General features: G+C 60.4%; 23 protein-coding genes and 1 other RNA gene. 7 read left to right on the top strand and 17 right to left on the bottom strand.

Annotated elements, in window-relative coordinates; translation table 11 throughout:
* Nucleotides 1-105: 105 nt before the first annotated feature.
* The 5 genes from lysS to xerD form a co-directional block, all read right to left on the bottom strand.
* Entirely contained in the window at nt 106-1626 is a 1521-nt protein-coding gene (lysS, locus tag MHZ97_RS07685) for a lysine--tRNA ligase (RefSeq protein ID WP_103794784.1), read from the bottom strand.
* Nucleotides 1627-1635: 9 nt separating this feature from the next.
* Nucleotides 1636-2734, bottom strand: a protein-coding gene (prfB, locus tag MHZ97_RS07690) for a peptide chain release factor 2 (protein ID WP_103794783.1) whose coding sequence is annotated in 2 segments (ribosomal slippage) — nt 1636-2658 and nt 2660-2734 — 1098 coding nt in all. Because the reading frame shifts where the segments join, the coding sequence is not laid out codon by codon here.
* Between the two features lie 129 nt (nt 2735-2863).
* A complete protein-coding gene (gene recJ, locus MHZ97_RS07695) occupies nt 2864-4597 on the bottom strand; it encodes a single-stranded-DNA-specific exonuclease RecJ (protein WP_239314292.1) in 1734 nt (577 codons plus the stop codon).
* 6 nt (nt 4598-4603) lie between these two features.
* Nucleotides 4604-5314, bottom strand: coding sequence for a bifunctional protein-disulfide isomerase/oxidoreductase DsbC (gene dsbC / locus MHZ97_RS07700; protein WP_103794782.1), 711 nt, complete (start codon nt 5312-5314; stop codon nt 4604-4606).
* A 21-nt stretch (nt 5315-5335) separates the two neighbouring features.
* Nucleotides 5336-6262 (bottom strand): site-specific tyrosine recombinase XerD, encoded by a 927-nt coding sequence (gene xerD, locus MHZ97_RS07705; RefSeq protein ID WP_374044266.1) that lies wholly within the window; start codon nt 6260-6262, stop codon nt 5336-5338.
* 68 nt (nt 6263-6330) lie between these two features.
* Between xerD and fldB the strand changes: the two genes are divergently transcribed.
* Entirely contained in the window at nt 6331-6849 is a 519-nt protein-coding gene (gene fldB / locus MHZ97_RS07710; protein ID WP_239314244.1) for a flavodoxin FldB, read from the top strand.
* A 43-nt stretch (nt 6850-6892) separates the two neighbouring features.
* Here the strand turns inward: fldB and MHZ97_RS07715 are convergent, their stop codons facing one another.
* Together MHZ97_RS07715 and sdhE are read right to left on the bottom strand one after the other, a co-directional pair.
* Nucleotides 6893-7300: a protein YgfX gene (locus MHZ97_RS07715; RefSeq protein ID WP_239314245.1), complete on the bottom strand. Its 408-nt coding sequence runs from the start codon at nt 7298-7300 to the stop codon at nt 6893-6895.
* Nucleotides 7275-7541, bottom strand: coding sequence for an FAD assembly factor SdhE (gene sdhE / locus MHZ97_RS07720; RefSeq protein ID WP_103794779.1), 267 nt, complete (start codon nt 7539-7541; stop codon nt 7275-7277). The genes MHZ97_RS07715 and sdhE overlap by 26 nt, the downstream gene beginning before the upstream one ends.
* 215 nt (nt 7542-7756) lie before the next feature.
* Between sdhE and ygfZ the strand changes: the two genes are divergently transcribed.
* Nucleotides 7757-8740, top strand: a complete 984-nt coding sequence (gene ygfZ / locus MHZ97_RS07725) for a tRNA-modifying protein YgfZ (protein WP_103794778.1) — start codon at nt 7757-7759, stop codon at nt 8738-8740.
* 33 nt (nt 8741-8773) lie between these two features.
* Here the strand turns inward: ygfZ and MHZ97_RS07730 are convergent, their stop codons facing one another.
* Nucleotides 8774-9424, bottom strand: a complete 651-nt coding sequence (locus MHZ97_RS07730) for a hemolysin III family protein (RefSeq protein ID WP_103794777.1) — start codon at nt 9422-9424, stop codon at nt 8774-8776.
* Nucleotides 9425-9594: 170 nt separating this feature from the next.
* Between MHZ97_RS07730 and MHZ97_RS07735 the strand changes: the two genes are divergently transcribed.
* The gene (locus tag MHZ97_RS07735; protein ID WP_239314246.1) at nt 9595-10314 is read left to right on the top strand and encodes a MurR/RpiR family transcriptional regulator; all 720 of its coding nucleotides are present in this window, start codon (nt 9595-9597) and stop codon (nt 10312-10314) included.
* Nucleotides 10315-10427: 113 nt separating this feature from the next.
* Entirely contained in the window at nt 10428-11867 is a 1440-nt protein-coding gene (locus tag MHZ97_RS07740) for a 6-phospho-beta-glucosidase (protein WP_239314247.1), read from the top strand.
* Between the two features lie 38 nt (nt 11868-11905).
* On the opposite strand, the gene MHZ97_RS07745 is transcribed toward MHZ97_RS07740, so the two are convergent.
* From MHZ97_RS07745 to MHZ97_RS07780, 8 genes are all read right to left on the bottom strand, one after another.
* Nucleotides 11906-12658, bottom strand: coding sequence for an SDR family oxidoreductase (locus MHZ97_RS07745; RefSeq protein WP_239314248.1), 753 nt, complete (start codon nt 12656-12658; stop codon nt 11906-11908).
* 58 nt (nt 12659-12716) lie between these two features.
* A complete protein-coding gene (gene gcvP, locus MHZ97_RS07750) occupies nt 12717-15590 on the bottom strand; it encodes an aminomethyl-transferring glycine dehydrogenase (RefSeq protein ID WP_239314249.1) in 2874 nt (957 codons plus the stop codon).
* An 82-nt stretch (nt 15591-15672) separates the two neighbouring features.
* Nucleotides 15673-16059 carry a glycine cleavage system protein GcvH gene (gene gcvH, locus MHZ97_RS07755; protein WP_103794772.1) on the bottom strand — a complete coding sequence of 129 codons (387 nt, stop codon included), beginning with the start codon at nt 16057-16059 and terminating at the stop codon, nt 15673-15675.
* Nucleotides 16060-16081: 22 nt separating this feature from the next.
* On the bottom strand, nt 16082-17176 hold the full coding sequence (gcvT, locus tag MHZ97_RS07760; protein WP_239314250.1) for a glycine cleavage system aminomethyltransferase GcvT: 1095 nt from the start codon (nt 17174-17176) through the stop codon (nt 16082-16084).
* A gap of 442 nt (nt 17177-17618) precedes the next feature.
* Nucleotides 17619-18821 (bottom strand): FAD-dependent 2-octaprenylphenol hydroxylase, encoded by a 1203-nt coding sequence (gene ubiI, locus MHZ97_RS07765; protein ID WP_239314251.1) that lies wholly within the window; start codon nt 18819-18821, stop codon nt 17619-17621.
* A gap of 13 nt (nt 18822-18834) precedes the next feature.
* Entirely contained in the window at nt 18835-20013 is a 1179-nt protein-coding gene (gene ubiH / locus MHZ97_RS07770; protein WP_239314252.1) for a 2-octaprenyl-6-methoxyphenyl hydroxylase, read from the bottom strand.
* Nucleotides 20010-21332, bottom strand: a complete 1323-nt coding sequence (pepP, locus tag MHZ97_RS07775; RefSeq protein WP_103794768.1) for a Xaa-Pro aminopeptidase — start codon at nt 21330-21332, stop codon at nt 20010-20012. The genes ubiH and pepP overlap by 4 nt, the downstream gene beginning before the upstream one ends.
* Before the next feature lie 50 nt (nt 21333-21382).
* The gene (locus tag MHZ97_RS07780; protein WP_239314253.1) at nt 21383-21961 is read right to left on the bottom strand and encodes a YecA family protein; all 579 of its coding nucleotides are present in this window, start codon (nt 21959-21961) and stop codon (nt 21383-21385) included.
* Nucleotides 21962-22131: 170 nt separating this feature from the next.
* Between MHZ97_RS07780 and zapA the strand changes: the two genes are divergently transcribed.
* From zapA to MHZ97_RS07795, 3 genes are all read left to right on the top strand, one after another.
* Nucleotides 22132-22461: a cell division protein ZapA gene (gene zapA / locus MHZ97_RS07785; protein WP_033752202.1), complete on the top strand. Its 330-nt coding sequence runs from the start codon at nt 22132-22134 to the stop codon at nt 22459-22461.
* A 39-nt stretch (nt 22462-22500) separates the two neighbouring features.
* A non-coding RNA gene (gene ssrS, locus MHZ97_RS07790) (6S RNA) lies at nt 22501-22684 on the top strand.
* 76 nt (nt 22685-22760) lie between these two features.
* Complete coding sequence (locus MHZ97_RS07795; RefSeq protein ID WP_239314254.1) at nt 22761-23354, top strand: 5-formyltetrahydrofolate cyclo-ligase; 594 nt, start codon at nt 22761-22763, stop codon at nt 23352-23354.
* A 75-nt stretch (nt 23355-23429) separates the two neighbouring features.
* Here MHZ97_RS07795 and serA read toward each other — a convergent pair whose 3' ends face one another.
* Nucleotides 23430-24668, bottom strand: a complete 1239-nt coding sequence (gene serA, locus MHZ97_RS07800; RefSeq protein WP_239314255.1) for a phosphoglycerate dehydrogenase — start codon at nt 24666-24668, stop codon at nt 23430-23432.
* Between the last annotated feature and the right edge of the window lie 242 nt (nt 24669-24910).

Below are 24910 nucleotides of genomic sequence, written 5' to 3' on the forward strand. Positions count from 1 at the left end.
AAAATCCGGCCCTGATGGCTGCTGGTCTGAGGCTCACGCGGCTGGCAGGGCCAGCCGCGTTTTAAGCTTATGCGCTGCTAAAAGGGCCAGAAGGTTGGCGTGCTTTTACTTCGCGGTCGGGCGCAGCGCCGGGAAGAGGATCACGTCGCGAATGGTATGGCTGTTGGTGAACAGCATAACCATACGGTCGATGCCGATGCCCAGACCCGCCGTCGGCGGCAGACCGTGCTCCAGCGCCGTCACGTAATCTTCGTCGTAGAACATCGCTTCGTCGTCGCCTGCATCTTTTGCGTTAACCTGCTGCTGGAAACGCTCCGCCTGATCTTCCGCATCGTTCAGCTCGGAGAAGCCGTTGCCGATTTCGCGGCCGCCGATAAAGAACTCGAAGCGATCGGTAATTTCCGGGTTCTCGTCGTTGCGGCGCGCCAGCGGCGACACCTCTGCCGGGTACTCGGTAATGAAGGTCGGCTGAATCAGATGCGCTTCCGCCGTCTCTTCGAAAATCTCCGTGACTACGCGGCCCAGGCCCCAGCTCTTCTCGACCTTGATGCCGATAGCACTGGCGATCGCTACCGCTTTATCGAAATCATCCAGATCCGCCAGATCGGTTTCCGGGCGGTACTTTTTGATCGCTTCGCGCATGGTCAGCTTCTCAAACGGCTTGCCGAAATCGAACTCCTGGTCGCCGTAAGGCACCCTGGTGGTGCCGAGAACATCCTGCGCCAGCGTGCGGAACAGGCTTTCGGTCAGTTCGATCAGATCTTTGTAATCCGCATAGGCCATATAGAGTTCCATCATGGTGAACTCAGGGTTATGGCGCGGCGAGATGCCTTCGTTGCGGAAGTTACGGTTGATTTCGAAGACGCGATCGAAACCGCCCACCACCAGACGCTTCAGGTAAAGCTCCGGTGCGATACGCAGGTACATATCGATATCGAGCGCGTTGTGATGGGTGATAAAGGGACGCGCAGAGGCGCCGCCTGGGATCACCTGCATCATCGGGGTTTCAACTTCCATAAAGTCGCGGCCGACCATGAACTGGCGAATGCCGGCCATGATTTGCGAACGAATTTTAAAGGTGTTGCGCGACTCGTCGTTGGCGATAAGGTCCAGATAGCGCTGACGGTAGCGGGTTTCCTGATCGGCCAGGCCGTGGAACTTGTCCGGCAGCGGACGCAGCGCTTTGGTCAGCAGACGCAGCTCGTGGCAGTGAATCGACAGCTCGCCGGTTTTGGTTTTGAACAGCTTGCCGCGCGCGCCGAGGATATCGCCGAGATCCCACTTCTTGAACTGCTCGTTATAGAGGCCTTCTGCCAGATCGTCGCGCGCCACGTAAAGCTGAATGCGGCCGCCCACGTCCTGCAGGGTAACAAACGACGCCTTGCCCATAATGCGGCGGGTCATCATACGACCGGCGACGCTGACCTCGATGCCGAGATCTTCCAGCTCTTCGTTGCTCTTCTCGTCATACTGCGCGTGCAGCACGTCCGAGGTGGCGTCACGGCGAAAATCGTTAGGAAACGCCACGCCGTTTTCACGCAGCGCGCTGAGTTTTTCGCGACGCGCTTTCAGTTCGTTATTTAACTCAAGGGCGGCATCAGCGCTCTGCGGTTGTTGTTCAGACATGTCGGTTCCTTATAGCCCTGCTTTTAAGCTTGCTTCAATAAAACGGTCAAGATCGCCATCCAGCACCGCCTGCGTGTTGCGGGTTTCAACGCCGGTGCGCAGATCTTTAATGCGAGAGTCGTCCAGCACATAGGAGCGGATCTGGCTGCCCCAGCCAATGTCGGACTTGTTATCTTCCAGCGCCTGCTTCTCAGCATTTTTCTTTTGCATCTCAAGCTCGTACAGCTTCGCCTTCATCTGCTTCATCGCCTGATCTTTGTTTTTATGCTGAGAGCGGTCGTTCTGACACTGGGTCACCGTGCCGGTCGGAATATGGGTGATACGCACCGCGGATTCCGTACGGTTAACGTGCTGACCGCCCGCGCCCGACGCGCGGTAGACGTCAATGCGCAGATCCGCCGGGTTGATGTCGATATCGATATCGTCATCCACTTCCGGATAGACAAACGCAGAGCTGAATGAGGTGTGGCGGCGGCCGCCGGAGTCGAACGGACTCTTGCGCACCAGGCGATGCACGCCGGTTTCGGTGCGCAGCCAGCCAAAAGCGTAGTCGCCGGAAATGCGCACGGTGGCGGATTTCAGACCGGCCACTTCGCCTTCTGATTCTTCGATGATTTCGGTTTTAAAGCCTTTGGATTCGGCCCAGCGCAGATACATGCGCAGCAGCATGCTGGCCCAGTCCTGCGCTTCGGTGCCGCCGGAACCGGCCTGCAGATCGATATAGCAGTCGGCGCTGTCATATTCGCCGGAGAACATACGGCGGAACTCCAGCTCGCCCAGCTTGCTCTCCAGCGTGTCGAGTTCGGCAACGGCTTCGTTAAAGGTCTCTTCGTCGTCCGCTTCCACCGCCAGCTCCAGCAGCCCTTCTACATCTTCCAGGCCCTGCTGCATCTGATCGAGCGTGCTTACTATCGCTTCCAGCGACGAGCGCTCTTTGCCCAGCGCCTGAGCGCGTTCAGGCTCGTTCCAGACGTCTGGCTGCTCCAGTTCGGCGTTTACTTCTTCGAGGCGTTCTTTCTTAGCATCGTAGTCAAAGATACCCCCTAAGAACGGCGCTGCGCTCGGTGAGGTCCTGGATGCGGTTTTTAACCGGATTAATTTCAAACATGGCTTCGGGTCTTTTCGCTGAATGTCGGGATGGAAACCCCGCAGTCTAACTGAAATAGCGGTGAGATTGTAGGGTTTCAGTCGCGCGCCAGCGGCGGCGGATCGGCAGCCGATCCGCCATAAAGGCGCGTTAACTCAGCGGCCAGAGGTGATCGATAATCAGCTGCACCGAGCGATTGCCGCGGTATTCGTTGATATCGAGCTTAAAGGCGAGCTCTACCTGACGCACGCTGTTGTCGGGCCAGAGAGTGGTGTCGACGTTAAAGGCGATGCCGTCAATCAGCGGCCCGCCGCCGAGCGGCTCCAGCATCACCTTCAGATGCCGTTCGCCGACCAGACGCTGCTGCAGCAGCTTGAATTTGCCGTCGAAGGCGGGCTCGGGAAACGCCTGTCCCCAGGGGCCCGCCTCACGCAGCAGCTCGGCGGTCTGCAAGCTGAACTCGCCCGGCTGCAGCGCGCCGTCTGACCAGATCACGCTCTGCAGCGACTCTTCGCTCAGCCACTCGCCCAGCAGGTCGGCGAAGCGCTGGCGGAACGCCTCAAACTGCGCCTCCTCCAGCGACAGGCCCGCCGCCATGGCGTGGCCGCCGAACTTCAGCATCATGCCGGGATAGAGCGTATCGAGCCGCTCCAGCGCGTCGCGCAGGTGCAGGCCGGGAATCGATCGTCCAGAGCCTTTTAGGGTGCCGTCGCCCGCCGGCGCAAAAGCGATAACCGGGCGGTAAAAGCGCTCTTTCAGCCGCGAGGCGAGAATACCGACCACGCCCTGATGCCACTCGGGATGGTAAAACGCCAGCCCCAGCGGCAGCTCGGTCTGCTGACGCTCCAGCGTCTGGCAGAGCGCCAGCGCCTCGCTCTGCATGCCCTGCTCAATCTCTTTGCGCGTCTGATTGAGCGCATCAAGCTCATTAGCCAGCATGCGCGCCTGGGTAATATCGTCGGTAAGCAGCAGCGCCACGCCCACTGACATATCGTCGAGCCGTCCCGCCGCATTCAGGCGAGGGCCGAGGGCGAAGCCAAGATCGCTCGCCACCAGCTGGCGCGCGTCGCGGTTGGCGATCTCCAGCAGCGCGCGAATACCGGGACGGCATTTCCCGGCGCGAATGCGGCTCAGCCCCTGCCACACCAGAATGCGGTTGTTGACGTCGAGCGGCACTACGTCGGCGACGGTGCCGAGCGCCACCAGATCGAGCAGCTCCGCCAGATTTGGCTCCGCGCGCGTGGCGCCAAACCAGCCCAGCTTACGCAGGTGCGCGCGCAGCGCCATCATCAGGTAAAAGGCGACGCCGACCCCCGCCAGCGCACGCGACGGAAACGCGCAGTCGCGCAGGTTGGGGTTCACTATCGCCTCCGCCTCAGGCAGGGTTTCGCCGGGCAGATGGTGATCGGTGACCAGCACCGGAATGCCGTGCTGATGGGCGCAGGCGACGCCGCTGTGGGATGAGATACCGTTATCCACCGTCAGGATCAGCTGCGCGCCGCGCGCGCGCGCCTGCTCGACCACTTCCGGACTCAGGCCGTAGCCGTCGTCAAAGCGGTTAGGCACTAGATACTGCACGTTGTGGCCGCCCATGCTGCGCAGCGCCAGCACCGTCAGCGCGGTGCTGGTGGCGCCGTCGGCGTCGAAATCGCCAACCACCATAATGCGGCGTCCGTCGAGCAGCGCCTGATGCAGCAGCTCCACCGCCGCATCCAGCCCGCTCAGCGAGGTGAAAGGCAGCAGATGCTTCGCGCCGCGCTCCAGCTCAGCCGCGCTGCGCACGCCGCGCTGCAGATAGAGTCGTTTAAGCAGCGGCGGCAGATCTGCCGGAAGCTGGTCCTCGACGCCGATCTCGCGCCGCCGCAGTTCTACTGATTTAATCACCGCCAATTAGCCACCGCGCTTCTGCTGATCCAACACCTGCTTCAGCTCCTGCGGCCCCTGATAGCCCGGAATCATCATGCCGGAGTCGGTCAGGATCGCCGGGGTGCCCTGAATGCCGTAGAGAATGCCCAGCTTGTAGTGCTGGTCGAGGTCGATCTTGCAGCTGTCCGGCGCGCCCATCTGCGGCGCGTTGCCCTTCATCGCTTCGTCGAACGCTTTGTTGCGATCGGCGGCGCACCAGATCGCCTTCATGCTGTTTTCCACCTGGCCGTGCAGCCCTTCACGCGGGAAGGCGAGATAGCGCACCGTGATGCCCAGCGCGTTGTAGTCAGCCATCTGCTCATGCAGCTTGCGGCAGTAGCCGCAGGTGATGTCGGTGAAAACGGTAATAACGTGCTGCTCTTTTGCCGCCTTATAGACGATCATCTGCGGCGCCAGCGCCTCGACCTTTTTGTCGAGCAGCTGATTGGTGACGTTCACCGGCTGCGCGCCGCTAACGTCGTAGAGCGGCCCCTGGATCATATGCTTGCCATCTTCGGTGACGTAAATTACGCCGCTTTCCGTCAGCACGGTTTTAAATCCCGGCAGCGGTGACGGAACGATTTCCGTTTGCTTCAGACCCAGCTTTTTCAGCGACTGCAGGATCGCGCCGTCATCGGCCTGTGCCACGCTGCTGAAGGCGCCAGCCAACAGGGCCAGCAGGAGAAATTTCTTCATCTTCTTTCCTTAATGTCCGCGTCAGGCGCGCGGATGATGCTGTTGATGCAACTGACGCAGCCGCTCGGTGGCGACGTGCGTATAAATTTGCGTGGTCGAGAGATCGCTGTGTCCCAGCAACATCTGTACGACACGCAGGTCAGCGCCGTGGTTCAACAAATGGGTGGCGAAGGCGTGCCGCAGCACGTGCGGCGACAGCTTTTCGCTGTCAATGCCCGCCAGCACGGCGTAGTGCTTGATGCGGTGCCAGAAAGTCTGGCGCGTCATCTGCTGCGCCCGGCTGCTGGGAAACAGCACGTCCAGCGTCTGGCCGTTAAGCAGCCAGGGGCGGCCATGTTCAAGGTAATGCTCCAGCCAGTAAACGGCCTCTTCGCCCAGCGGTACCAGCCGCTCTTTGTTGCCTTTACCGATAACGCGCACCACCCCCTGACGCAGGCTGACGTCGCTCATGGTCAGCCCGACCAGTTCAGAGACGCGCAGCCCGGTGGCGTAGAGCAGCTCCAGCATCGCCTTGTCGCGCAGCTCCAGCGGAATCTCGGTGCTGGGCGCCTGCAGCAGCCGCTCCACCTGCGCCTCACTGAGATCTTTCGGCAGCCGCTGGGGCAGCTTCGGCGCGGAAAGCAGCGTGCTGGGATCGTCGCTGCGCAGCTTTTCGCGGTAGAGATACTGAAAGATGCGGCGCATGGCGCTGAGCAGCCGCGCCGAACTGCTGGCTTTATAGCCGCCTTCCAGCCGTTCGGCGAGAAACTGCTGCAAATCTGCCGTTTGCAGCGTCAGCAGCGTTAGCCCGTGATGGCTCAGCCAGTCGGTCAGCGTTTTTAAGTCCTGACGGTATGAGGACAAGGTATTTTGCGCCAGATTGCGTTCAATCCAGAGCGCATCCAGAAACTGTTCTGTCAGGTCACTGTCTTGCACGGTATCCCCGCCTTGAGGTGAAATCGTGCTCATTATGCCTGAATCCGCCCTGCTTCTGATACAATTGCGCCAAAGTCAGTCTTAATCCGGGCATTATCTGCATGAAAATTGGTCTTTTTTACGGCTCAAGTACCTGCTATACCGAAATGGCCGCAGAGAAAATCCGCGACTTTATTGGTGCTGAACTGGTCGCGCTGCACAACGTGAAAGATGACGATCCGCTGCTGATGGAACAGTACGACCTGCTGATTTTAGGCATTCCGACCTGGGATTTCGGCGAGCTGCAGGAGGACTGGGAAGCGATCTGGCCGCAGCTGCCGACGCTTAATCTGCGCGGTAAAATCGTCGCGCTCTACGGCATGGGCGATCAGCTTGGCTATGGCGAATGGTTTCTCGACGCGCTCGGCATGCTGCATGAGCTGCTGCAGCCGATGGGGGTAAAATTCGTCGGTTACTGGCCGGTAGACGGTTATGAATTTACCAGCCCGAGGCCGCTTAGCGCCGACGGCTCGCAGTTCGTCGGCCTGGCGCTGGATGATGTGAACCAGTTTGACGTCACCGATGAGCGCATCGAACAGTGGTGCGAGCAGATCCTGACCGAGACCGCCGCGCTGCTGTAGCCACCGGCTTACGAGTTTTAGCCGCACTGCCGTAGCGGCCAGCTTACCCGTTAGCCGCGCGGCCGAGTAAGCGGGCGCGGAGCGCTCGCCACCGGGCGTCCGGCATCATATCCTGCAGCAGCCACAGTCTGAGCGTCCGCCCCTTCTCACTACGCAACACCAGCAGCGCCGCGCCCGGTAGCCAGCGAATCGGCCCGGCGATGCGCCAGCGCCCGCCCTGCCAGCTGTCATCACTTTTATGCTGTAGCATTCCGCGCCGCTGCGCCAGACGGCACTGCTGCTGCCGACACTCGCGCAGCATCAGCAGCAAAAGCGGGAGTTTTATCAGCCAGAAAAAGGCGGGCAGCGGCGCAGCTGCCACAATCAGCAGCGCACCTGACGCCAGCACGCCGTGCAGCAGGCGCGCCAGCCGCGACGGCCGCAGCTTACATTGCCACGGGGCCGCGTTCACGGTTGCGCTGCTGGATCAGCTGCACAATGCGCTTCAGCTCCGGATCGGCCGGTTCACCGTGATTCATCATCCAGTTAAAGAGATCGGGGTCGTCCGCCTTGAGCAGCGCGACAAACGCCTGTTTGTCGGTGTCGTTGAGGCTGTCATATTCATATTTAAAGAAGGGCATGATGGCGACATCCAGCTCCAGCATGCCGCGACGGCAGGCCCAGTGAATGCGCGATTTGTCATGAATATCCATATGTATTTTTCCGCGGTTCAGAGAGTGCGGCTAGTGTAACCTGGTTTTATCACGCCTGCCGAGGCCGTTGCGGTGCTGTGCGATACGCCGCACGCCACCGCCCGTCGTGAGCAAACCGACTCGCGATTTGTGCGCCTGATTCGGTAAACCGGTTGCAAAGCCAGTGCGCTCTTTTAACATTGTGTTCAGGACTCACCTTTTAATCAGGACAGCCAATGCCTATTTTCAGCTTACCGCCGCGCCAGCCCGTGGCCGCCTCTCGCCTGCCGTTAACCCTGATGTCGCTGGACGGCTGGGCGCTGGTATCGGTGCAGGGCGCCGACAGCACCTCTTATCTGCAAGGCCAGCTTACCCTGGACGTCGCCGCGCTGGGCGCGGATCAGCATCGCCCGGCGGCGCACTGCGACGCTAAGGGCAAAATGTGGAGCAATCTGCGCCTGTTCCATCGCGGCGAAGGTTACGCCTATCTGGTGCGCCGCGAACTGCGCGACACGCAGCTGGCGGAACTGAAAAAATATGCGGTGTTTTCGAAAGTAACGCTGGCGCCGGATGATGACGCGGTGCTGCTTGGCGTCGCCGGCTTTCAGGCGCGCGCAGCGCTTACCAGCCTGTTTGACGCCCTGCCGGACAGCGACCATCCGGTGGTGCAGCAGGCGGAGAGCACGCTGCTGTGGTTCCCGACGCCCGCGGAGCGCTTTCTGATCGTGACCACGCGCGAGCAGGCTCAGGCGCTGCAGCAGAAGCTGGCCGGCGACGCGCAGCTCAACGACAGCGCGCAGTGGCTGGCGCTCGATATTGAAGCGGGCATCCCGGTGATCGAGCCGGCGACCGCGGCGCAGCTGATCCCGCAGGCCGCTAACCTGCAGGCGCTCGACGCCATCAGCTTTAAAAAAGGCTGCTATACCGGCCAGGAGATGGTGGCGCGCGCTAAATTCCGCGGCGCCAACAAGCGTGCGCTGTACTGGCTGGCCGGGCAGGCGAGCCGGGTGCCTGCGGCGAACGATTCGCTGGAGCTGCAGATGGGCGAGCGCTGGCGTCGAACCGGTACGGTACTGGCCGCCGTTCAGCTTGACGATGGCGAGGTGTGGGTACAGGTGGTAATGAACAACGATCTGGAACCAGAGAGCGTGCTGCGCGTAGAGGGCGACGAAGGCGGACGCCTGCTGATTCAGCCGCTGCCCTATTCGCTGGAGGAGTAGCGTCTGGCCGCGGCCCTCTTCCGCCGCGGCGAGTTACATCACGTAAAAGTAGATAGCACAGAAGTGGCAGGCGCTGCCGCCCAGCACAAAGGCGTGCCAGATAGCGTGGTTATAAGGTATGCGCCGCGCCACATAGAAAATAACGCCGAGCGAATAGATAATACCGCCCAGCGCCAGCAGCCAGATGCCGCCCGGCAAGAGCGTCAGCGCCAGCTGGTAGATCACCACCAGCGACAGCCAGCCCATACAAAGATAGGTCACCAGCGACAGCGCCTTGAAGCGGTGCGCGATGGTGAGCTTAAAGATAATGCCCGCCAGCGCCATCCCCCAGATGACCACCATCAGCCCATGCGCCAGCGGCGACTTTAGCCCCACCAGCAGAAAAGGGGTGTAGGTGCCGGCGATCAGCAGATAGATAGCGCAGTGATCGAGCTTTTTCAGCCAGCGTTTGGCGCGCTGCTGAGGAATGGCGTGATAGAGCGTCGAGGCGAGAAACAGCAGGATCATGCTGCCGCCATAGAGGCTGTAGCTGGTGATGGCAATGGCGTTGGCACCGGCTTCAGTCGCCTGTACCAGCAGCAGCACCAGACCGACTATACCGAACAGGCAGCCGAGACCGTGGCTAATGCTGTTGGCGATCTCTTCAGCAAGCGAGTAGCCCTGGACGGCTAAGCGATTATTCATTATGGCGCGTTCCTGAACGTGATGTGTGGATTTTCTGACCACCAGCATACTCGGAAAATTTTGAGAGTACACTTGTACGCTAAAATTAATCTGTGAGTGGGTGTTACCGTCCGCGCAGCGCAAATCTGATACACTGCGCGCAGATCCATTTTCTATGAGCGCGCCCGCAGATGTTCTCTCATCACGACCTTGCCAGCCTGAATGACCTTGAGATGCAGGTTTATCACGACATTATCAAGCACCCGGAAAGCGTCAGCTATATGACCATCCGCGAGCTGGCGGAACGGGCGGGCGTTTCCACCACCACCGTGCTGCGTTTCTGCCGCAAGATGCAGTGCGACGGCTGGTCGGAATTTCGCATTCGTTTCCGGCTGGCGCAGCAGCAGGCGCAGCCCGCGCAGGCCAACGTCGGCGTCAGCGAAATGCTGAGCTTTTTCAAAAGCATTAATAACGACGAATTCAGTGAGCTTATTTCCCGTGCGGCGGAGATGATTAATCGCGCCGAACAGATTTTCTTTATTGGCGCAGGCACGTCGGGCAGCCTGGCGAAATATGGCGCGCGCTTTTTCTCTAACGTCGGAAAATTTAGCCACTATATCGACGATCCCTATTATCCGGTAAGCGGAAATCTGGATGAAAATACGCTGGCGATACTGCTTTCCGTCTCTGGTGAGACGCCGGAAATATTGCGCCTTGCCAGCCAGTTCAGCCTGCGGCACTGTCAGACCCTGGCGATCACCCACTCCGAGAGCAGCTCGCTGGCGAAAATGAGCGATTTCACCCTGGCTTACCATGTGCCGGTAATTCGCCTGAGCGACAACTGCGATATCACCACGCAGGTGCCGGTCATGTATATTCTCGAAGCTATTGGCCGCCTGCTGAATAAATAAAACAGGCTGTTTTACCGGCGTAACATATTACCTCAGCGCGCCGGTGTTATAGCGTGACTTCCTTTTTTGCTTTGCTACACTCGCGGCAAGATTTATTTCGCTGAGAGGGACGTATGCATAACGAATCAGGCTTTCCGCAACACTTTTTATGGGGCGGCGCGGTGGCGGCGCATCAGGTCGAGGGCGGCTGGGACCAGGGCGGCAAAGGCGTCAGCATCGCCGACGTGCTGACCGGCGGCTCACACGGCGTCAGCCGCGTTATCACCGACGGCGTGCAGCCGGGCAACCACTATCCCAACCATCAGGGCGTGGAGTTTTACTCGCGCTTTAAAGAGGATGTTGCGCTGTTTGCCGAGATGGGCTTTAAGTGTTTTCGTACCTCTATCGCCTGGACGCGCATCTTCCCCAATGGCGACGAGCAGACGCCGAACGAGGCGGGCCTGCAGTTTTACGATGACCTGTTCGACGAACTGCTTAAATATGGCATCGAGCCGGTTATCACCCTCTCCCACTTCGAGATGCCTTATCATCTGGTGAAAGAGTATGGCGGCTGGCGCAGCCGCAAAGTGGTGGATTTCTTTGTGCGCTTTAGCGAGGTGGTAATGCGTCGCTATCAGCATAAAGTGAAATACTGGATGACCTTTAACGAGATCAATAACCAGCGCAACTGGCAGTATCCGCTGTTTGGCTACTGCTGCTCCGGCGTGGTGTTTACCGAGCACGAGAAGCCGGAAGAGGTGATGTACCAGGTGATGCATCACCAGTTTGTCGCCAGCGCAAAAGTGGTCAGCCTTGGCCACGCCATCAATCCCGATTTCCAGATCGGCTGCATGATCGCCATGGTGCCAATTTATCCGTACTCCTGCCATCCTGACGACGTGATGCTGGCGCAGGAGGCGATGCATCAGCGCTATGTCTTTAGCGACGTGCAGATGCGCGGCGCCTGGCCGGCCTACACCCTGAAAGAGTGGGCGCGCAAAGGCTATCAGATCCAGATGGAAGCGGATGACGCCGAGACGCTGCGCAACGGCTGCACCGATTATGTCGGCTTTAGCTACTATATGAGCAACGCGGTAAAACACGACGCCAGCGGCGTTGACGATCCCATTACCGGCTTTGACGGCGTGGTAAAAAATCCGCACGTCGGCGCCTCCGACTGGGGCTGGCAGATCGATCCAACCGGGCTGCGCTATGCGCTGAACGTGCTCTACGAGCGTTATCAGAAGCCGCTGTTTATCGTCGAAAACGGCTTTGGCGCTATCGATAAAGCGAATGAGAACGGCGTGATTGAGGATGACTACCGCATCAACTACCTGCGCGCGCATATCGCCGAGATGAAAAAAGCGGTGGCGCATGACGGCGTCGAGCTGATGGGCTATACGCCGTGGGGCTGCCTCGACTGCGTCTCGTTCACCACCGGCCAGTACGATAAGCGCTACGGCTTTATCCACGTCAATAAAAACGACGACGGCAGCGGCGATTTCGCCCGCTCGCGCAAGAAGAGCTTCGGCTGGTATCAGCAGGTGATCGCCAGCAACGGCGAAACCCTCTGATTCTCGCCAGGCTGCGCCGGACGGGCGCGGCCTGGCGGTCAGCGGCCGCCGGCGGCGTCGATAAAGGTGCCGGTAATATAGGAAGCCGCCTCGCTCGCCAGCCAGACAATCGCTTCGGCAATCTCTTCCGCCTCTCCGCCGCGCCCCATCGGGATAATGCCTGCCGTGGCCGCCACGCGATCGACGCGTCCCGGCTCGCCGCCGTCGGCGTGCATCTCGGTATAGATAAAGCCGGGCCTGACGCTGTTGACGCGGATGCCCTGCGCCGCCACCTCCAGCGATAACCCTTTTGTCAGCGAATCCATCGCCCCTTTCGACGCCGCATAGTCGACATATTCTCCCGGCGCGCCAAGACGCGACGCGGCGGAGGAGACGTTAATAATCGATCCGCCTAGGCCGCCGTGCTGCGTGCCCATGCGCTTTACCGCTTCGCGACAGCAGAGAAAGGCGCCGGTCACGTTGGTGGCAAAGACGCGCTGCAGCCGTTCGGCGCTGAGATCCTCAACCCGACACTGCGTAAAGAGGATGCCCGCGTTGTTGACCAGCACGCCGAGCGGTATCGCCTCCGCGTCCAGCCGCTGAAACAGCGCCATTACCTGCGCCTCCTCTGCGATATCCGCCTGTACGGCAAAGGCGTCGCCGCCCTGCTCGCGGATCTGCGCTACCACCTGCTGCGCCTCTTCCGCGCGCTTCAGATAGTTGACCGCCACGCGGTAGCCCTGCTGCGCCAGCTTTAGCGCCGTCGCGCGGCCAATTCCCCGGCTTGCGCCGGTCACCAGAGCCAGTCTCATATTTTCTCCATAAAAAAGGGCCGGATAAGCGGCCCTTGATAGCAGTGTTGCGTGGCGTTTACTGATAATCGCTCATCGGCACGCAGGAGCAGAACAGGTTGCGATCGCCGAACACGTCGTCGAGGCGCTTCACCGTCGGCCAGTATTTATTGTCGCTGCCTGCCGGGAAAACCGCCAGCTCGCGGCTGTAGGGGTGATTCCACTCGCTGACGATTTCGGTCTGGGTATGCGGCGCGTTCACCAGCGGGTTATCGTCCGCAGGCCATTCGCCGTCGGCTACCCGGTCAATCTCCATGCGGATAGAGAGCATCGCGTCGATAAAGCGATCCAGCTCGATTTTGCTCTCAGATTCGGTCGGCTCCACCATCAGGGTGCCGGCGACCGGGAACGACATGGTCGGCGCATGAAAACCGTAATCGATAAGACGCTTGGCGATATCCAGCTCGCTGATGCCGGTCTGCTCTTTCAGCGGGCGAATGTCGAGAATGCACTCATGCGCCACGCGGCCGTCGCGGCCGGCATAGAGAACAGGATAGGCTGACTGCAAACGGCTGGCGATATAGTTGGCGTTAAGAATCGCGACCTGACTGGCACGCTTCAGACCTTCGGCCCCCATCATGCGGATATACATCCAGCTAATCGGCAGGATAGAGGCGCTGCCAAACGGCGCCGCCGATACCGCCCCCTGCTGCGTCAGCATCTCCTCGATCTGCACCACGCTGTGGCCCGGCACAAAGGGCGCCAGGTGCGCCTTCACGCCGATCGGCCCCATGCCCGGGCCGCCGCCGCCGTGCGGGATGCAGAAGGTTTTATGCAGGTTGAGGTGCGACACGTCCGCGCCGATATAGCCCGGCGTGGTAATGCCTACCTGCGCGTTCATATTGGCGCCGTCGAGATAAACCTGACCGCCATACTGATGCACGATCTGGCACACTTCACGGATAGTCTCTTCATAGACGCCGTGCGTTGAGGGATAGGTCACCATAATGCAGGAGAGCTGCTCGCCAGCCTGCGCCGCTTTTTCGCGCAGGTCACCGAGGTCGATATTGCCCTGCTTGTCGCAGGCCACCACCACCACTTCCATACCCGCCATCTGTGCTGAAGCGGGGTTAGTGCCGTGCGCGGAGCTGGGGATCAGGCAGAGGTTGCGCGTCCCTTCGTTGCGGCTTTCGTGATAGCGACGGATCGCCAGCAGGCCAGCGTATTCGCCCTGCGCGCCGGAGTTTGGCTGCATGCAGAGCGCGTCATAGCCGGTGAGCTGCACCAGCCACTGCGACAGCTGGCCGATCATCTGCAGATAGCCCGTGGCCTGCTCCGCCGGGCAGAACGGATGCAGTTCGGCGAACTCCGGCCAGGTGATGGGGATCATCTCAGCGGCGGCGTTCAGCTTCATGGTGCAGGAGCCGAGCGGGATCATCGCCTGGTTCAGCGCCAGATCCTTTTTCTCCAGGCTGTGCATGTAGCGCATCATCTCCGTTTCACTGTGATAACGGTTGAAGACCGGATGGGTCAGGATGGCGCTCTGGCGCTGCAGCGCGGCGGGGATCGCCTGGCTGTCGGCCGCGACGGCGGCGTCCAGCTTATCGATATCCTGGCCGTGCTCATCGCCCAGCAAAATGGCGAACAGCGCCTGCACATCTTCACGGCGCGTGGTTTCGTCCAGCGTGATGCCGACCGCGTGATGAATATCGCTGCGCAGGTTAACGCCGAAGCTCTGCGCGCGGCTGAGCACCGCGCCTTTGTCCTCAACCTCGACCGTCAGGGTGTCGAACCAGCTGTTGTGGCGCAGCTTCAGCCCGCCGTTTTGCAGCCCGGTTGCCAGAATGGTGGTGAGACGATGGATGCGGGAGGCGATGCGCTTCAGTCCTTTCGGACCGTGGTAAACCGCGTAGAGGCCAGCGATATTGGCAAGCAGCACCTGTGAGGTACAGATGTTCGAGTTCGCCTTTTCACGGCGGATATGCTGCTCGCGCGTCTGCATCGCCATGCGCAGCGCGGTATTGCCCGCGGCGTCGCGCGACACGCCGATAATGCGGCCCGGCATTGAGCGCTTGTGCTCGTCGCGGCTGGCGAAAAAGGCGGCGTGCGGCCCGCCGTAGCCCATCGGCACGCCGAAGCGCTGCGCCGATCCAAACACGATATCTGCGCCCTGCTTGCCGGGCGCTTCCAGCATCACCAGCGCCATAAAGTCCGCCGCGACGCTGACCACGACTTTGCGGTTTTTCAGCTCGGCGATCAGCGCGCCGTAGTCGTGCGCTTCACCGGTGGTGCCAACCTGCTGCAGCAGCACGCCGAACAGCTCTTCGTGCTCCAGCGCTTTCTCGGCGCGGTCGATAATCAGCTCGAAGCCAAAGGTCTCGGCGCGGGTGCGCACCACGTCCAGCGTTTGCGGATGGATATCGTCCGCGATAAAGAATTTACCGGCGTTTTTAAGCTTGCTGACGCGCTTCGCCATCGCCATCGCTTCCGCTGCCGCCGTGGCTTCATCCAGCAGCGAGGCGGAGGCGACGTCCAGACCGGTTAAATCGAGCGTCACCTGCTGAAAGTTAAGCAGCGCCTCCAGGCGGCCCTGCGACACTTCCGGCTGATAGGGGGTATAGGCGGTGTACCAGCCCGGATTTTCCAGCATATTGCGCAGGATCACCGGCGGCGTGACCACCGCACTGTAGCCCATGCCGATCCAGGATTTAAAACGCTGATTCTGACTGGCGATCGCTTTAAGCTCGGCCAGCGCCTGCTGCTCGGTCGCCGCGTCGCCGACGGCGGGCGGGCCAGGCAGCTGGATGTCGGCAGGCACAATGGCGCCGATCAGCGCGTCCAGCGAGCTGGCGCCGATCGCCTCCAGCATCAAAGCCTGTTGTTCCGGCGAAGGGCCGATATGGCGTTCAATAAAGGCGCCGTTGTGTTCGAGCTGGCTCAAAGTCTGGGTCATTTGCAGTCAATCCTGAATCGGGCTGGAGTACAGAGAAAGCAAGGGATGAAAAGCGGCCAGCGAGGCCTGGCCGCCCTGTTGCTTATTCGTCGATGGAGGCTTTGTAGGCGTCCGCATCCAGCAGCGAATCGAGTTCGGATTCGTCGCTGGGTTTGATTTTGAACAGCCAGCCGGCGGCGTAGGGCTCGCTATTGACCAGCTCTGGCGCGTCGCCCAGCGCGTCATTGACGGCGACGATCTCGCCGCTGACGGGGGCATAAATATCGGACGCGGCTTTGACCGATTCCGCGACGGCACACTCTTCGCCAGCGGCGTAGCTGTTGCCGACCTCCGGCAGATCGACAAAGACCATGTCGCCCAGCAGCTCCTGAGCGTGCTCGGTGATGCCGACGGTAAAAGTGCCGTCCGCTTCCTTACGCACCCACTCATGGCTGTCACGGTATTTCAATTCGTTTGGCACATTGCTCATCGCCCTTTCTCCTGAAAATAGATTACTGAACCGGCTTGCCGCCGCGTACAAAAACAGGTTTGGTTACTTTTACCGGCAGTTCACGCTGGCGGATCTCGACGATAGCGTTTTCGCCAATTCCGGCCGGCACGCGCGCCAGCGCGATGCTGTAACCGAGCGTCGGCGAAAAAGAGCCGCTGGTGATAACGCCCTGCTGCAGCTGGCCCTGCTCATCGGTAAAGCGCACCGGCTGGCCGCCGCGCAGCACGCCTTTCTCCGTCATGATCAGGCCAACCAGTTTTTCTGTGCCTCTCTCACGCTGCATCTCCAGCGCTTCGCGCCCGATAAAATCGCGATCGGCCGGCTCCCAGCAGATGGTCCAGCCCATATTGGCCGCCAGCGGCGAGACGCCTTCGTCCATCTCTTGCCCGTAAAGGTTCATGCCCGCTTCCAGACGCAGCGTGTCGCGCGCGCCCAGTCCCGCTGGCTTTACGCCCGCTGCCAGCAGCCCCTGCCAGAAATCGGCGGCCGCAGCGGCAGGCAGCGCAATTTCATAGCCCGCTTCGCCGGTGTAGCCGGTGGTGGCGATAAACAGGTCGTCGGCCTGTACGCCGAAAAAGGGCTTCATCCCGGCCACCGCGTCGCGCTGCGCCGCGCTAAACAGCGTCTGCGCCTTCTGCTGCGCCTGCGGTCCCTGCACGGCGATAAGCGCCAGATCGTCGCGCTCGGTCAGCGCCACGCCATAGGCCTGAGCGTGCTCGCCAATCCATGCCAGATCTTTCTCGCGCGTTGCCGAGTTGACGACAAGACGGAAGAAGTCTTCGGTCATAAAGTAAACAATCAAATCGTCGATGACGCCACCAGAGGCGTTCAGCATGCCGGTGTAGAGCGCTTTGCCGGGCTGCGTCAGGCGGGCAACGTCGTTCGCCAGCAGATGCCGCAGAAAGTCGCGCGTCTGGGCGCCGTGCAAATCGACGATAGTCATATGCGAAACGTCGAACATGCCGGCGTCCTGACGCACGGCGTGGTGTTCGTCTATTTGCGAGCCGTAGTGCAGCGGCATCATCCAGCCGTGGAAGTCCACCATGCGGGCGCCGCAGGCCTGATGCTGTTCAAACAACGGAGTGTGCTGAGTCATAACCATCCTGTCGCGAAGCGGGTAAGTTTCGGGCGGGCGTTAGCCTGCTGAGCGCCCGACGCAAACGTTCTCTTTTCCCTGACGTTATCATTGAAAAGACGATTTAACCATAAGCTGTACAGGGTCGAATTGAAGCATGTCTTTTAAGGGGTGCGCAAAGGCAACAGCATAATTAACTGTGTTTTTGTGATTTGCCACGCAGGAAAGAGGCGCATCACCGTTATGCGCAGCAAGATAATCAGCAATGGCGCGCGAAATGTTAACAACCTACCCGGCGGGCCAGCACCTCGGATAACTAAAACTAATGCGATGAAGGGGGTGAAATTAGAATAAATCAAACGAGGCTCGCTCAGGGTGCAGCCCCGCTCCTTTTTGGTGCAAAGGGATCCAAAAGGCGTAAAAAAGCCAGCGCAAGGCTGGCTCAGGTAACGCAGCGCGCGGCTTAGCGCAGCCAGGCGGGCATATCGTGCAGCCCCATCGCCTGACGCAGCATCGCGGGTTTGACGCCCGGCAGCGTATCCGCCAGCTTCAGCCCCAGATCGCGTAGCAGCTTCTTCGCCGGATGGGTACCGGCAAACAGCTCGCGAAAGCCCTGCATGCCCGCCAGCATCAGCACCGCGCTCTGTTTGCGGCTGCGCTCGTAGCGACGCAGATAGAGATGCTGGCCGATATCCTTGCCCTGCTGGTGCAGGCGGCGGATTTCGCCAATCAGCTCCGCCGCGTCCATAAAGCCGAGATTAACGCCCTGCCCCGCCAGCGGGTGGATGGTATGCGCGGCGTCGCCTACCAGCGCCAGCCGGTGCGCCGCGAAATTGCGGGCATAGCGCGCCATCAGCGGGAAGGATTTACGCTCGCTCTCCAGATGACAGAGGCCGAGGCGCATATCAAACGCTACTGCCAGCTGCTGATTAAACAGCGCCTGCGGCATGCTCGCCAGACGGCTCGCCTCCTGCGGCGACAGCGACCAGACGATAGAGCTTAGGTGCGGATCCTGCATCGGCAAAAATGCCAGAATGCCGTCGCCGTGGAAAACCTGGCGCGCCACCGCGTCATGGGGCAGCTCGGTGCGAATATTCGCCACCAGCGCATGATGATCGTAATCCCAGAAGGTTAAGGGGATATCCGCTTTATTGCGCAGCCAGGAGTTGGCGCCGTCGGCGGCAATCAGCAGGCGCGCGGTGAGCATCTCGCCATTCTCCAGGGTGACGAAGGCTTCGTTTTCGCCGAACGCCACCTGCTGCAGCTGCGAGGGTGCCATAAGCGTCACGTCGCTGCAGCGGCTGGCGCGCTGCCAGAGCGCGCTGTGGATCGCCGGGTTTTCCACAATATGTCCCAGATGGGTCAGCCCCTGCCGATCGTCGTCGAAGCTGATAGCGCCGAAACTGTCGCGATCCCACACCTCCATGCCGTGATAGGCGCTGGCGCGCCGCGCCAGAATATCGGACCAGACGTCCAGCTTCTGCAGCAGCCGCTCGCTGGCGGCGTTGATCGCCGACACGCGCACCGACGGCGGCGCGCTGACGTCAAACTGCGGCTCCGCCGTTTTTTCCAGCACGGCGACGCGCAGCCCGCTGCCCTGCAAACCGCAGGCGACCGCCAGTCCTACCATGCCGCCGCCGGCGATAACCACATCAAAACTTTGCATCGGTGCCCCTTAGTTAACGCTTAACCCAGCCAAGCGTGCGCTCGGCCAGTTGATTACGCAGCCACGGCAGATGATCCATCGTCATCAGCCCCAGATTTCGTCCCGCCACCAGCGGCGCGTAGCGGTTGGCGAACAGCCGCACCAGCCCGTCGGTAATGCCGATCGTCGCCGCGCGATCGGGCTGACGGCGCTGCTGATAGCGATGCAGAACCCCATAACTGCCTGGATCCTGCTGCTGGCGATGCGCGGCCGCCAGGGTTTCCGCCAGCGACATAACGTCGCGCAGCCCGAGGTTAAAGCCCTGTCCGGCGATCGGGTGCAGCGTTTGCGCCGCGTTGCCCACCAGCGCCAGACGATGCGACACCTGCTGCCCGGCGCTTTGCAGCGCCAGCGGATAGCTCTCGCGCTGGCCGCAGTGGGTAAAGCGCCCCAGTCGCCAGCCAAACGCGCGCTGCAGCTGCGCCAGAAATTCGCTGTCGCTCCAGCGCTCTACTTCTGCGCGCGCCGAGAGCGGATGACACCATACCAGCGACAGGCGATTGTCCGACATCGGCAGCAGCGCCAGCGGGCCATGTTCGGTGAAGCGCTCAAAGGCGCGTCCCTGATGCGGCAGCTGCGTAGAGACGTTGGCGATGGTCGCCAGCTGCTGATAATCCTCGCGATGCCACTGAATGCCGAACGAGGCAGCAAGCGGCGAGCGAGAGCCGTCTGCGGCCACCAGCAGCGCGCCCTCCAGCTGTTCGCCCCCCTCCAGCGTTACCTGGACGCTACCCTGGCTGCGCTGCGCGTCGATAACGCGCGCCGGACAGCGTAGCGTTACGCCCGGCGCGCTTTTCAGCCGCTCGAACAGCTGCCGGCCTACGGCAAAAAGCTCGACGACGTAGCCGAGCGCCGGGATCTGATAGGTTCCGGCCTCCAGCGTGACGAAGCCAGCATGACCGCGATCGGAGACGTGGATATCGGTAATCGGCGTGGCGTATTTTTCAATGCTGCGCCAGAGATCGATATCGATCAGCTGCTGACGGGTGCCGGCGGCCAGCGCGATGGCGCGGCTGTCATACCCTGGATGGGCGCGGCTGTCGGGCGCGCTGTTCTCAATCAGCGTGACCGGCAGCTGCCCTTGCGTAAGGTGGGAAATGGCCAGCGCCAGCGTCGCGCCGGTCATGCCACCTCCGGCGATAATAACCCTCATGGCTGACGCGCCGCTGCCATCAGCGCCTCGATTGCATCCGCGTCCTTGACCACGCTGTCGGTGAGATTCTCATTGCCCGCTGCGGTGATCAGGATGTCATCTTCGATGCGAATGCCGATGCCGCGATAGGCCGCAGGCACATCGGCATCCGGTGCGATATAGAGCCCCGGCTCCACGGTCAGCACCATCCCCGGCTCCAGAATGCGGTCGCGCGACGGGGTGCCGTAGTGGCCGACGTCATGCACGTCGAGACCCAGCCAGTGGCTCAGGCCGTGCATAAAGAACTGGCGATGCGCCTCTTCGGCGATCAGCGTTTCGACGTCGCCCTGCAGAATGCCCAGCTCCACCAGGCCGCTGACCATAATGCGCACCACCTCCTCATTAACGTCACGAATGCTGACGCCGGGACGGAAGAGCGCCAGCGCTTTTTCAAGCGAGGCGAGCACGATGTCGTAAATGGCGCGCTGGGGCGCGCTGAATTTGCCGTTGACCGGGAAGGTGCGGGTAATATCGCCGGCGTAGCCGTGGAATTCGCAGCCCGCGTCAATCAGCACCAGATCGCCGTCGCGCAGCTCGCTCTCATTTTCGGTGTAGTGGAGGATACAGCCGTTTTCGCCTGAGCCGACGATGGTGTTATAGGAGGGAAAGCGCGCGCCGTGGCGGTTGAAGACGTAGTGGATTTCGCCTTCCAGATGATACTCGAACAGGCCAGGACGGCACGCCTCCATGGCACGGGTATGCGCCAGCGCGCTGATTTGCCCGGCGCGACGCAGGAGCGCTATCTCCTCTTCATCCTTGAACAGACGCATTTCATGCACCCAGGGACGCCAGTCGGTGAGGGTCGCCGGCGCGCTGAAATTCTGGCGAAAGCCGCGGCGCAGTTTATCCAGCGCCGCGAATACCAGCGCATCCGCTTCCGCATATTCACCCTGCGCGTGATAGACCACGTCCAGCCCGTTCAACAGCAGATGCAGCTGCTGGGCGATATCCTCCCAGGGCAGCGCGCGATCGACGCCCAGCTTTTCAGGGGCGGCATCCTGACCCAGCCGACGGCCAAACCAGATCTCCGCCGTGAGGTCCCGCACGCGGTTGAACAGCACGCTATGATTGTGCGTTTCGTCGCTTTTTATCAGTACCAGCAGCGCCTGCGGCTCGTTGAAGCCGGTGAAATACCAGAAGTCGCTGTTCTGCCGGAAGGGATATTCGCTGTCGTTGCTGCGGGTCACCTCCGGCGCGGCAAAGATCAAGGCGGCGCTGCCGGGAGCCATTTTCGCCAGTAGCGCCTGGCGACGCTGCTGGAACCTGTCCAGAGAAATCATGTTTGCACTCCCTGTAGAAACGGGCGCGCTCGCGCCCTGAGATATCTGGCTTAGTGTAGCGTCGGTTTTTTCACTTCGGGGGCGGTAGGCTGCGGGCGCGTGAAGGTATCGTGGCACAGCAGCGCCGCCACGCGCACATATTCAATCACCTCTTCCAGCGACTGCTCCAGCTCTTCCTGGTCTTCATCTTCATCATAGCCGAGCTGGGCGATGGTACGCAGATCGTCAATCGCTTCGCCGGTTTCACCGGTGACTTTCTCCAGCTTCGGCTGCGTGACGCCCAGGCCGAGCAGAAAGTGGTTAACCCAGCCCGCCAGCGCGTCGGCGCGGTCGAAGACGCTGATATCGTCGTCGTCCGGCAGCATCAGCTGAAACAGGTAGCCTTCCTCTTCCAGCGTATCGGCGGTGCTGTCGCGCAGCGCCTGAAGCGGCAGCGCCAGCCCCTGAGAGAACGCCATGCCTTCATTGGTCAGATCGTGCACCAGCGTTTTCCAGCTGGCGTCCTGATTGCCGCCGCACAGAATGCCGCTAAGCAGGCCATGCATTTCTGCTGGCGTCATCCCCACGCCCTGTTGAGAGAGCGCCGAAGCCAGCGCGTTGTAATCGGGGGTTGCGTTCTGTAAAGACATAAGTATTCGTCGTCGTTGGCAGAATAAGTTCGTGTTATGCTACCACTAGCTGCCTCAAGGTTTCCAGAAAAGGGGTTGTAAGTTATTTCGCGGGTCTATATAGTTGCCCGCCTCCCAAAGCATTGAGTCTGAAGGGAGCTGCGGGCGAAGTAATCAGTCAGGAAGGTGGCATGTCTGCACAACCAGTAGATATACAAATTTTTGGTCGTTCATTGAGAGTGAATTGTCCGCCTGAACAGCAAGATGCGCTGAATGCGGCTGCCGATGACCTCAATCAACGGTTGCAAGATTTAAAAGTTCGCACTAGAGTCACAAATACCGAGCAACTGGTGTTCATCGCCGCGTTAAACATTTGCCATGAACTGGCGCAAGAGAAAATGAAAACGCGCGATTATGCTGCTAATATGGAACAACGTATCCGTATCCTGCAGCAGACAATTGAACAGGCTCTTGTTGAGCAAGGTCGCATAACCGACCGCCAGGGTGCGAAGTTCGAATAATACTTTATGGTTGCTGCGCAGCGGCAACGGTGAAGTCCATTTTCTCTGAGATGTTTGCAAGCGGGCCAGTCCCCTGAGCCGATATTTCATACCAACAGAGTGTGGCGCTCTGTAACCTGTGAGCATGCTCGGTTCGTCCGAGAAGCCTGATGGTTGCGACGGCACATTCACCTTGAACCAAGGGTTCAAGGGTTACAGCCTGCGGCGGCATCTCGGAGATCTCCTTCTGTTCTGCATCTGTCTTTCCCCGTTGTGAATGATATAGTTGCTTAATCAGCGACTATATCAACGGGGTTCCTGTGTCCCAGCCCTCTCTGCTTGATCGACACCATATTCGCCAGCATGTGCGCCACCTGCGCCGCGACCTGACGCCTGAACAGCAGGAGCAGGCCGCCGATCTGATGGCGGAACACGCCGTTAACTTCGCGCCTCTCGCCAGCGCCCGCCATGTCGCGCTCTTTTTATCAGTGGATGGCGAGCTTAACACCCGCCCCCTTATCGCTAAGCTCTGGCAGCAGAAAAAGCAGGTCTATCTGCCGGTGCTGCACCCTTTCGCCCCCGGCCATCTGCTGTTTCTGCGCTATACGCCGGAAACGACGCTGACGCCGAACAAGCTGCGCATCCCCGAACCGCCGCTCGATATCCGCCAGCTGATTACGCTGGATCGGCTGGATGTGATGCTGGTGCCGCTGGTGGCCTTTGACGACAGCGGTCAGCGGCTCGGCATGGGTGGCGGCTTTTACGACCGTACGCTGCAGAACTGGCGTCAGCACGGCTTTTTACCGGTTGGTGTAGCGCATGACTGCCAGCGGGTGGAGCGCTTGCCTGCCGAGGAGTGGGATGTGCCCTTGCCCGCCGTGCTGACGCCGTCGCGTCTGTGGCAGTGGGAATAGCAGAAGTGAATCAGGGAAGTAACAGCCGGGGCCATCTGCGACAACAGCAGACGGCCCACTTTCGGTAAAGCTGGATCAGTAGAGCAGACGGGCGCGAATGGTGCCCGGAATCGCCTTCATCAGCTGCAGCGCTTTGTCCGCCCGATCCTGCGGCGCATCGATATCGATCACCACGTAACCCATCATCGGCGAGGTTTGCAGGAACTGCGCGGCGATGTTGATCCCCTGCTCGGCGAAGATCTGGTTGATCGCCGTCAGCACGCCCGGACGGTTTTCATGGATGTGCAGCAGACGACTGGCGCTGGCGCCGTGCATCGGCAGCGATACTTCCGGGAAGTTGACCGCCGAGAGCGTTGAGCCGTTATCGGAATATTTCGCCAGCTTGCCCGCCACTTCAATCCCGATATTCTCCTGCGCTTCCTGGGTAGATCCGCCGATATGCGGCGTCAGGATCACGTTGTCGAACTCGCACAGCGGCGAATTGAAAGGTTCGCTGTTGGTTGCCGGCTCCAGCGGGAAGACGTCGATGGCGGCACCGGCCAGATGCTTGCTCGCCAGGGCATCGCACAGCGCCGGAATATCGACCACGGTGCCGCGCGAGGCGTTGATCAACAGCGCGCCCTTCTTCATCTGCGCCAGCTCCTGCGCGCCGATCATATCCTGTGTCGAAGGCGTTTCCGGCACGTGCAGGCTCACCACGTCGCTCATATTCAGCAGATCGGCAAGGTGACGCACCTGCGTGGCGTTGCCCAGCGGCAGTTTGTTTTCAATATCGTAGAAAAAGACGTGCATGCCGAGGCTTTCAGCCAGCACGCCAAGCTGCATGCCGATATGACCGTAGCCGATAATGCCGAGCTTTTTGCCGCGCGCTTCAAAAGAGCCAACGGCGTTTTTGTTCCAGATGCCGCGGTGTGCTTTGGCGTTCGCCTCGGGAATGCCGCGCAGCATCAGCAGCATTTCGCCGATAACCAGTTCAGCGACCGAGCGGGTATTGGAGAATGGCGCGTTGAATACCGGAATGCCGCGCGTCGCCGCAGCGTTGAGATCGACCTGATTGGTGCCGATGCAGAAGCAGCCTACGGCGACCAGCTTTTCCGCCGCGGCGAAAATCTCTTCCGTCAGCTGGGTGCGGGAGCGGATGCCGATAAAGTGCGCATCCCGAATGGAGGCTTTCAGCGCTTCGTCATCCAGTGCGCCTTTATGGAATTCGATGTTGGTGTAACCCGCCGCGCGCAGATTCTCCAGCGCGCTCTGGTGGACGCCTTCCACCAGCAGGAACTTAATCTTGTCTTTTTCCAGTGATACCTTTGCCATTTCCCCGACCCTATTGTGATTTCAACAATGGCCGCCATAAGCGCGCCTTCTGTCAAAATATCAAAATTTACGCCTGCGGCAATACAACCGATTGCCTGACGGCCAGCACGGGGAAGCCCGAGCCCAGCACATTGCCGCACAAAATCGGGAGCTGAACCACGAACAAAGAACGAACCTGCTGCGGATGACGGTTATGTGACATAAGTCACCGAATTTAGGCAGCAGAAGAAAAGATGTTTTGC

Origin of the sequence: Pantoea sp. ACRSC (genome assembly GCF_022346785.1) — a bacterium.
Classification (GTDB): domain Bacteria; phylum Pseudomonadota; class Gammaproteobacteria; order Enterobacterales; family Enterobacteriaceae; genus Pantoea; species Pantoea alvi.